The organism is Sandarakinorhabdus oryzae, assembly GCF_009733735.1.
Lineage (GTDB): Bacteria > Pseudomonadota > Alphaproteobacteria > Sphingomonadales > Sphingomonadaceae > Sandarakinorhabdus > Sandarakinorhabdus oryzae.
Genome location: NZ_WNJP01000125.1, coordinates 1 through 8,276, shown reverse-complemented (window position 1 = coordinate 8,276; position 8,276 = coordinate 1). Strand labels below are relative to the sequence as shown.

9 protein-coding genes and 1 tRNA gene are annotated in these 8,276 nt (G+C 67.7%); 6 read left to right on the top strand and 4 right to left on the bottom strand.

The window, feature by feature from the left end; genetic code table 11:
• Positions 1-249 precede the first annotated feature (249 nt).
• Positions 250-936, bottom strand: coding sequence for a hypothetical protein (locus GJ693_RS11680; RefSeq protein WP_156256478.1), 687 nt, complete (start codon positions 934-936; stop codon positions 250-252).
• 112 nt (positions 937-1,048) lie between these two features.
• On the opposite strand from GJ693_RS11680, the gene GJ693_RS11675 reads away from it, so the two are divergent.
• From GJ693_RS11675 to GJ693_RS11665, 3 genes are all read left to right on the top strand, one after another.
• A tRNA-Thr gene (locus GJ693_RS11675) sits at positions 1,049-1,124 on the top strand.
• A 305-nt stretch (positions 1,125-1,429) separates the two neighbouring features.
• Positions 1,430-2,512: a helix-turn-helix transcriptional regulator gene (locus tag GJ693_RS11670; RefSeq protein ID WP_156256477.1), complete on the top strand. Its 1,083-nt coding sequence runs from the start codon at positions 1,430-1,432 to the stop codon at positions 2,510-2,512.
• Positions 2,513-2,514: 2 nt separating this feature from the next.
• Entirely contained in the window at positions 2,515-3,774 is a 1,260-nt protein-coding gene (locus tag GJ693_RS11665; RefSeq protein WP_156256476.1) for a POT-type proton-dependent oligopeptide transporter, read from the top strand.
• On the opposite strand, the gene GJ693_RS11660 is transcribed toward GJ693_RS11665, so the two are convergent.
• Together GJ693_RS11660 and GJ693_RS11655 are read right to left on the bottom strand one after the other, a co-directional pair.
• Positions 3,771-4,547, bottom strand: a complete 777-nt coding sequence (locus GJ693_RS11660) for a CPBP family intramembrane glutamic endopeptidase (protein ID WP_156256475.1) — start codon at positions 4,545-4,547, stop codon at positions 3,771-3,773. The two genes, GJ693_RS11665 and GJ693_RS11660, sit on opposite strands and share 4 nt — an antisense overlap.
• A 115-nt stretch (positions 4,548-4,662) precedes the next feature.
• Positions 4,663-5,334: a hypothetical protein gene (locus GJ693_RS11655; protein WP_156256474.1), complete on the bottom strand. Its 672-nt coding sequence runs from the start codon at positions 5,332-5,334 to the stop codon at positions 4,663-4,665.
• 170 nt (positions 5,335-5,504) lie between these two features.
• On the opposite strand from GJ693_RS11655, the gene GJ693_RS11650 reads away from it, so the two are divergent.
• From GJ693_RS11650 to GJ693_RS11640, 3 genes are all read left to right on the top strand, one after another.
• Positions 5,505-6,575: a helix-turn-helix transcriptional regulator gene (locus GJ693_RS11650; protein ID WP_156256473.1), complete on the top strand. Its 1,071-nt coding sequence runs from the start codon at positions 5,505-5,507 to the stop codon at positions 6,573-6,575.
• A 120-nt stretch (positions 6,576-6,695) separates the two neighbouring features.
• Positions 6,696-7,094 (top strand): hypothetical protein, encoded by a 399-nt coding sequence (locus GJ693_RS11645; RefSeq protein ID WP_156256472.1) that lies wholly within the window; start codon positions 6,696-6,698, stop codon positions 7,092-7,094.
• Between the two features lie 16 nt (positions 7,095-7,110).
• The gene (locus GJ693_RS11640) at positions 7,111-7,941 is read left to right on the top strand and encodes a hypothetical protein (protein ID WP_156256471.1); all 831 of its coding nucleotides are present in this window, start codon (positions 7,111-7,113) and stop codon (positions 7,939-7,941) included.
• A 58-nt stretch (positions 7,942-7,999) separates the two neighbouring features.
• Here the strand turns inward: GJ693_RS11640 and GJ693_RS16950 are convergent.
• The coding region (locus tag GJ693_RS16950; protein WP_197042145.1) for a hypothetical protein at positions 8,000-8,276 on the bottom strand (277 nt) is incomplete at its 5' end.

The window sequence follows — 8,276 nt, the reverse complement described above, 5'->3', positions numbered from 1 at the left end:
TGGCGGCCTGGGCCACGAAGGCGCCCACGGCAGCGCGGGCAGCGTCGTCCAGCCCCTCGATCTCGCCGGGCAGGGCACGGGCAAACAGGCAGCCGGCCAGCGCCTCCGCGTGGGGGCCGGCGCTGGTGGAATCAGAAGCCGCAGCGCTGGGGCCGGGCCGGGTCGATGCAGACACGTCAATCGCTCCCGCGACATTTTTGCCGCAGCTTATGCGCCCGGCGGCCGCGAAAGAAAAGTGTGATTCAACGCTCACTCTTCATTATTTGTGCGTCGAAGCACAGCGGACGGTCCGGCGAAGCGGCCGGCGCCGGGGCGGCGCGGGAAGGGCTCGGTGATCGGCGGCAATCGCGGCACGTCGGCAAAGGCGCTGGCCAGTTCGGCGCGCAGCCGTCGCGCGGCGCTCTTCGACAATATTTCCCGCCAACTCAGCACGATCTGCACCAGGGCGGCCGGGTCATCGTCCTCCGGCAGCGGCAGCGCCAGGCCGCGCACCAGCATCTGGGCACCCATCGGATCGTTGACGCTGGCTTCGAACGGGATCGGCATTGGCTGCAGCGCCACCAGTTCACACGCCGCCACCAGTTCGTCTGACAAGCCGGGATCGCGCAGCAGCGGCACGCCCGCCACCAGGCCAAAGCGCGCCGAAACCGGCCCGCCCACGCTGTCGATGATGGCCCGGCCGGCGGGATCGCGCACGATGATGCTGTGATCGAAGAAGGGCGCCAGCGCCGGCGCGATGCCATCCTCTGGTGCGGTCTGCCAGGCCGCCAGCGCCCGGCTGGTCAGCCGCCGCTCCACCACCACACTGCGCGGCACCTGGTCCACTCGCAACGGCCCCGGCCGCACTGGCCCTGCCGATCCGCCGCCCGTGCTGTCCAGTTCAGGCGCGGCCAAAGCCGATGGCGATAGGGCGGGGCCGGGGCGATTCTGGCTCATGCTGGCGATAACGGCGGCAGCGTCCGGCCCTTGAGCCGGCATGGCCCGAATTATGGCGCTGCCCCCTTGCCAGCACCGCCCCCCGCTGATAATCGCCGCAACCTTCCCGGTCGCCGCTTTAGCTCAGCCGGTAGAGCACATCATTCGTAATGATGGGGTCGCGTGTTCGAGTCACGCAAGCGGCACCACTTCCTTCTCCGCCAACGCGCCGTAGGCTGAAAATGGCCAGGGGGACATTGGCAGTCTGGCGCCTGGTTCGATCGCCAGCCCCTGCGGTTGGTTGCGTTCACGCTGCCATCGGGAGATGCGGGAACACATTGAGCGGGTCCGGCCTATGGCCTGGCGCGGTACGTGCCTGATCGTCCAGACCGAGCCGTCGACAGTTCACGCCAATTTTTCGCCAAAATCCGCCAGAACGCACTTCGGCCTTGTTCAGCCTGCCCGGCTTTGTCAGCGATAATATGCACATTGCCGGGGCTTGATATTGCGCATCATGGATTCTGCTGAGGCCGGTTCTCCGGGCCGGGCGTTTGCCCAGGCGCGCACGGCGATCCAGTTGCTTGGTCCCCTGGCGAATGCGCAGACGGCGCCAGGTTCGCTGGCCTGGTTCGGTCACTGGCTGGGTTGGCCGGCCTGGCTTCACGGCGGCTCCAGCCATCCGCCCGGCAGGCCCTTGCCGGATGCCATCACCGCGGCCGACGATCTGATCATCACGGCCAACATCATTGATCATGGCCATGCCGATGCTCTGCTGCTGCGCGTGGCCGCAGGCCAGGCACTGGCGACCGGGCCGATCACGCTGATGGCCCACGCCCATGCCCCCTCGCTGGGTCACTTCGCGCGACTGCTGCCGCAATTCACCGCGGTCAGTTCGCCCTACATCTCATTGACGCTCGACGAAGGCGAGGCCGAGTGGGCGATCAGCCTGACCAGCCGTTTCCTGGCCGGACCGCTGCTGGGTTTTGCCGGGTATTTGGGCGCGTTGTTGTGCGTGCGCATGCTGACGGTTGGGGTGAATGAGCGGCTGGACCCGGTCCGGATCGAGACCACCTGGCGGCCCGGCCCCGGCACTGACCCGGCGGCACTGGCAGGGCCATGGCAGGTGTCGTGGGATGCCGGGATCAACCGTGTCCGCTTCCCGGCGCACTGGGCCGATGTCGCCAACCCGGGGCATGATGCCGGCGTGTGGCAGCTTGTGCAGGAACGGTTGCGGGCCGCCGCGGCCGCCTGGCGCCTGCAAACCGATGTCGCCCGCATCCGGGAACGGGTGGGGGGCTTCCTTGATCGCGAACAGCGTGTGCCGCGCTTCAAGCAACTGGCCGTTTCGGAAGCCATGTCGGAACGCAGCCTGTCGCGGCTGCTGGCCAACGCCGGCACCAGTTTCCAGGCGATCGTCGATCAGGAACGCCGGCTGCGGGCGATCCGGCTGATCAACAATCCGGCGATGACGCAGGGTGACATGGCCATCGCGCTGGGCTTTCCCGATGTGTCCAGCTTTGGCCGCAGCTTTCGCCGCTGGTTCGGCATGCCGCCGGGAGAGTTCCGCCGCAGCATCGCCGGCAACGGCCTGAGCTGACCGTGGCGCGCCATCCAGCCGGGTTGGCCGGCCTGCTGACAACGGAAATGCTGGAGCGTCTGTCCTTCTTTGGCATGCAGACGCTGCTGGCCCTGTATCTGGCCGCACAACTGGCAACGCCAGCCGCCATGGCCGCCGTGTGGGGCTTGCCGGCCCTGGCGGCGAGCCTGCATCTCGATGGCCCGGTGCTGGCTGCAAGCCTGCTGGGGGTGAATGCTGCCCTGCTGCAGGCGGCGCCATTGGTGGGGGCGGTGGTGACCGACCGGCGGCTGGGCCGGGACAATGCCCTGCGGGTGGGGGCCGGCTCTCTGCTGCTCGGCCACTTCTTGTTGGCCGCGCCGGCGATGTTGCTGCCCGGCCTGGCTGCACTGGTGATCGGCAGCGGGCTGTTCAAATCGGCCTTGGCGGCCCGCGTCGACAGCCTTTATTCTGCGGACGATCCTGGCCGCGATGACGGATTCCGGCTACTCGACATCGCCATCAATATCGGTGGACTGCTGGCGCCGCTGCTGATCGGCACCGTGGGTGAACGGCTGGGCTGGCACTGGGGGTTCGCACTGGCTGGGCTCGTGATGTTGGTGGCCGCCGCTGCCGGCCAGCGTGCGTTTGGCCTGTTGCCAGCCGAGCGGCCGATCGCACCACCACCGCCCCAGCTGTGGCAGGGCCTGGCCCGACCGCTGCTGCTGGCGATCCCGGCGGCCCTGGCGGTCACGGCCAATTTTCAGCTGCTCAATGCCTATCTGCCCTGGGCGTCGCGCCACGCCGATCTGAAACTCGGTGCCACCCAGATGCCGGTGACGTGGCTGATCGCCGGGGACGCCCTGATCGGCCTTGCAGCGCTGGCCGGCACCAACTGGTTCTGGCAGCGCTGGCGCGTGCGGCGCGCGCTGCCGGCCGTCGAGGGGCAGATGGCAGCCGGTGCCCTGATCACCAGCCTCGCTGCCCTCTGGCTGGCAACAGCGGCGGCTCTGTTCGGCGATCATGTGCCGTTGGCCGGCCTGTTGCTGTTCCATCTGCTCAACGACATCGGCGCGGCGCAGATCCTGCCCCTGCTGGCGGCGGAGGCGGCGCGGCGCGCGCCGGCGGGCTTTACCGCAACGGCCATTACCGGTGCCAATGCCGTGCTGCTGCTGGGGGCGGTGAGCGCGGCGACCCTGGCCAGCCTGCTGCCACGGATCGGCGGCCCGTTGTTCTGGGCCGCCCATGCTGGGGTGGCGCTGGCTGCCGCCTTGCTGTTCTGGCTGATGCGCCGATCGCGCTAGGGCTTGGCCGAAGCGTCGCCCAGGCTGTCATCGGCATCACGATATTCCGGCTTGCGCAGCAGCCACAGGCCATAAAGGGCGATCGGCGCCACCAGCGCGGCGGCATAGAGCAGGCTGGTCGAGCCGCCGCCGGCGACATGCCGGTTCGGGTCCGCCGAGCCGAGGAACACGGCGAGATCCCACAGCCAATGGCCCACGATCATGGGCAAGAGGGAGCGGGTGCGGACGCGCAGCGCAAGATAGCCAAAGCCGCTCAGGAATGCGTTCAGCGCCTGGATGGCCGCATCGCCCAATTGGCCGGTGATGAAGACATTGAGCAGATGGATGCTGCCGAACAGGGCGGAAACCAGCAACACGCCCGGCCAGAACGCCAGCGCCTTGCGCGCCGCACCCCACAGCACGCCGCGAAAGGCCAGTTCCTCTGAAAGGCCGACGAAGGCGGTGTTGATCGCAATGAAGGCGAGGGCCGGCATCGCCGGCTTTTGGGTCAACAACGCCACACCGGCGAAGACCGCGATATAAAGCGCAATCGGCCACAGCAGCCACACCGACGCCGCCGGACGGGGGCCGTTCAGGCCGACATCGTTCCAGCGCAGCCCCCGGCAAACCAGCAGCAGGAACAGGGCAGCCAGCGGCGAGGCATAGTTGACCTGACGGCTGACCAGGTCCCCCAGCGCGCCGTGCCCGGCCTGCCAGACGCCAACCCAGACCGTGATCCCGGCCCACACGGCGACGGCCGCGATGGCGATGCCCAGTCTGGCTCTGGCGGTCATGGTGGCGTTTCCCTGCTGCAGCCTGCCATTGCTGCAGTCCGGCCATCGGGCTGCCAAGCGCAAACCCGGCCAAACACTGGACAAATCACGCCAGCCGCCACCGGGCCCTGCCGGTTCAAAGCGCCAAGGCGATCAGCAGGGCGGCAGCCGTGCCGGCCAGCAGCGCCAGCAGGGTGAAGACCAGGGCCCACCCGAAGGCGCTGGCAGCGCGCTTCTGCAAGCGCCGTGCCACCCACTGGGTCTGCGCCCACAGGAACCAGGCAATCCCGGCCAGACACAGCCCGACCGCCGCCGGCGGGCCGAGGGCAGGCACCCGATAGAACAGCAGCCCGGCCTGCAGCATCAGGGCAAAGGGGGTCAGCAGGAAGCACTGGCTGTAGAAGGGCATGCGCAGCGTCTGTCGATCGATGGCGATGCCGCGTTTGTTGAGCGACAGGCCGGCGATCACCAGCGGGATGATGGCAAAAATCATGGCCCGCATCATCAGCAGGTTCTGGGGCGATTTCACCACGGCGTCGCCCAGACCGCCACTCGCCTTGGGCGCTTCCATGCCGATGCCGATGCCCAGCGCGTGGGTGAGCACCAGCGTGATCATCAGCAACAGTGGCGGGCTGAGCGAATCCGCATAGCGATCAGCCGGGCTGTCTCCCTGTTCATCTTCGGAATAGCGCGTGGCTGCATCGGGGCGGATCAGGATGCGCCACAAGGTGCGGGGGTAAAAGATCAGCCAGCCCATGACTTCATAAAGAAGTTCCTCAAGCGACCTGATAATGCCGATGAAATCCACGGGCGCACCTCCTGCCGCAGCGGCTAAAGCGGCGTGACTGCGACAGTAAGTCCATATCACGCCAGCAACTGGACATTTCGCGCCAATCGCAACTTGAGTTAGTGTCTGAGTGGATGGGATGTTCCATCCATGCACTGTGAGCGGGCCAGATTCTGAACCGATTTGCGACCATGCCGCCGTTCGTGGCGGATTTCGGTGACGCCGCAACCGAGGCAGCTGCGCTGATCGAGGCGCTGGGGCCGATCGCCGACCGCCTGGGCACGCGCGGCACGGTTGCCCAGTATGAAGCCGATGTGGGCGACCCGAATCTCACGCGGGCTGGCACTTCGCTGGCCGGCTCCAGCGGCCCGCTGCCGCGCTTCCTGCCGGTGCGCGACATCATCCGCATCAGCTTCAACCTGATCGAGGTCCGGCCGCCCCAGACCATCCTGAAGCGGTTGGCGCGGAGCCCCCGCATTCCCACCGACGACAATCTGATGCTCACGCTGCCGCTCGCGCCCACGCTGCGGGACGCGCTGGAACTCTCGATCCGCTATGGCAATGCCGCCCTGCCCTGGTGGCGGCGCGAACTGGTGACGGTGGGCGAGGAGGCACATATCCGCTACTGGCCAGCCGGGCCGATGGGCCGGCTCGAACCGATCTCCGCCGAGCTCACGCTGATTTCCACGCACCGCACCGTCGAAACCATCATGGGGCTGAAGACCGCCGCGGCCCGGATCAACTTCGCCGTACCGCCCGTTTCCGATCCGGCGGACCTGGCCGCGCAACTGGGGTGCGACGTGACGGTTGGCGGTGAGGCCCACTTCATGGCATTTCCGCTGGCCGCATTGTCATGGCCCAGCCCCTATCGGGATGAGGCCTTGTGGCAGGACGGGCTGGCACGCTGCGAGGCCGATCTGCGCCAGTTGCGGGATGTGCCGCTGATCGCGCGGGTGCGCGGCCATGTTGGCAGCCGCATCGATCGCGGCCAGCTTGTCGGCCTGGACGACAGCGCCATTGCGCTGGGCATGTCGGTCCGCTCGTTGGTGCGGGCGCTGGCAGAGGCGGGCACCAGCCATCACCAGATGGTGGAGCAGGAGCGGCGGTCCCGCGCGCATCAGTTGCTGGCGGGATCGAGCCGGCCCCTGGCCGACATTGCCGAACAGCTCGGCTTTTCCGACCAGTCGAGCTTTGGCCGCAAGTGCCGGGAGTGGTTCGGTGACAGTCCTGCCCGTATTCGACAACGCCTGACCGGCCAATAGCGCAGAAACGGCCACGGCCAGACGAGTTCTGGCGTGATTTGCCCAAAGCTTGGCGTCAATTACCCTCGACCATCGTCATTGCATGGATAGCATCGGTGTTGTTCCTGGGGGGAATGAGCCGTGAATTTCAATCGTTTCATTGCAACGGCGCTGGGGCTGCTTCTGTTCGCGTGCAAGCCGGCTGCACCTGCGCCACAGGATGCGACCAGTGAGCCGCAAACGGAGCCGGCGACGGAGTCCTTTGCCTGGCCGGCCGCGCTGAGCCCGTTTGGCGATGGCTATCCCAACGCCGGCGATCCCTGCCGCCGCTTGGGCGAATCCGAGCTGACCGTGAACTATCTCGACGACAGCGCCATTCTGGTCGGTTGCCCCGGCCGCGCTGCCGACAGCGCCGCCTCCGCGCTTGTCGCGCCAGGCGTAAAGGTGGTGGGTGAGGCGCTGGGCGTCACGTTGATCTCGATCCCGCAAGGCAATGCCAATGCGGGCATGGCGGCACCGGCGGCCGATCCGGCGAAATGACAGAAGGGGAAGCCACATGAACAGCATGGGACAATCGATCATCGGCCGCACCGGCCTTGCTCTGGCCGCAGCGTCGCTGCTGCTCGCGCCGGTCGCTGCGGCGGCGAAGGCCCGCGATCTGCGCGATCTGGTGGGTGCGCGCGCCGGCACCGCCGAAGGCGACCTGGAATCACGCGGCTGGGTGCAGATCACCGGCCACAACAGCGGCGGCGCCCGCTACAATTACTGGTGGAGCGCCAGCCAGAAACAATGCGTGATGGTGACCACGCGCGACGGGCGCTACTCTGCCATCACCGATGCGGCGAATGGTGATTGCAACCAGCGCGCTGACAACACCGGCGCCAAGGTGGGCGCGGCCGTGGGCGTGGCGGCGCTGGCGGCGCTGCTGCTGTCCCACAAGTCCGGCCACCACGACAACGGCCAACATTATGACGATGCCCAGCGCGAGGCCGATTACGAGCGCGGTTATCGCGACGGCCTGCACAACGGCGCCTATCGCAATGGCAGCAACAGCGACAGCTACAGCCAGGGCTATCAGAACGGCGTCAACCAGCGCCAGACCGAGCTGGATCACGACAACGGCTATGGCAACAACTGGCGCGGCAATGCCGGCACTTCAGGCTGGGGCAGCGGCGGCGGTGCCAGCTTCTCCGATCTTGTTGGCGCCAAGGCGGCCGGTGCCGAAAGCGATCTGCAGGCGCGCGGCTTCCGCAATGTCGATGGCTTTGACAGCGGCAACAGCAAGGGCACGATCTGGTGGAACGGTCGCCAGTGCCTGCAGATGATCACCGCCAATGGCCGGGCGGACAGCATCACCGATATCGGCACCCACCCACGCTGCCGCTGAGTTCGAGCCAGTGAACCCGGCCTCTGCAATCACAGGCTCGATCGGTCTGCCCCTGCGATCAGGTCAGGCGGCAGCGGATTGCCGGGCCGGCTTTCGGTTGCAGGATGAGCCGGCGCCCAGCTTGGCGCCAGCTGAGCCAGGGCGTCCAGGCGCTGGCGGGCGGCGTGGCCACGGCCAGCACCAGGTCGCCGTCGCGGATCATGATCGCCGGCCCGGCGCTCGCCATCAACATGCGGCCACGCCACACCCCATCGCAGCGCAAGGGGCGCAGGGCCGGGGCGGCAGCAGCCCGCAGCACGGCGCGGCGATCGGCATAGGCGGCGGCCAGGCAGGCA

Bases quoted from the DNA above. Each gene is read 5' to 3' on its own strand.
- GJ693_RS11680 (WP_156256478.1), bottom strand. From the start codon at position 936: ATGAGCCAGAATCGCCCCGGCCCCGCCCTATCGCCATCGGCTTTGGCC.
- GJ693_RS11670 (WP_156256477.1), top strand. From the start codon at position 1,430: ATGGATTCTGCTGAGGCCGGTTCTCCGGGCCGGGCGTTTGCCCAGGCG.
- GJ693_RS11660 (WP_156256475.1), bottom strand. From the start codon at position 4,547: ATGACCGCCAGAGCCAGACTGGGCATCGCCATCGCGGCCGTCGCCGTG.
- GJ693_RS11650 (WP_156256473.1), top strand. From the start codon at position 5,505: ATGCCGCCGTTCGTGGCGGATTTCGGTGACGCCGCAACCGAGGCAGCT.
- GJ693_RS11640 (WP_156256471.1), top strand. From the start codon at position 7,111: ATGAACAGCATGGGACAATCGATCATCGGCCGCACCGGCCTTGCTCTG.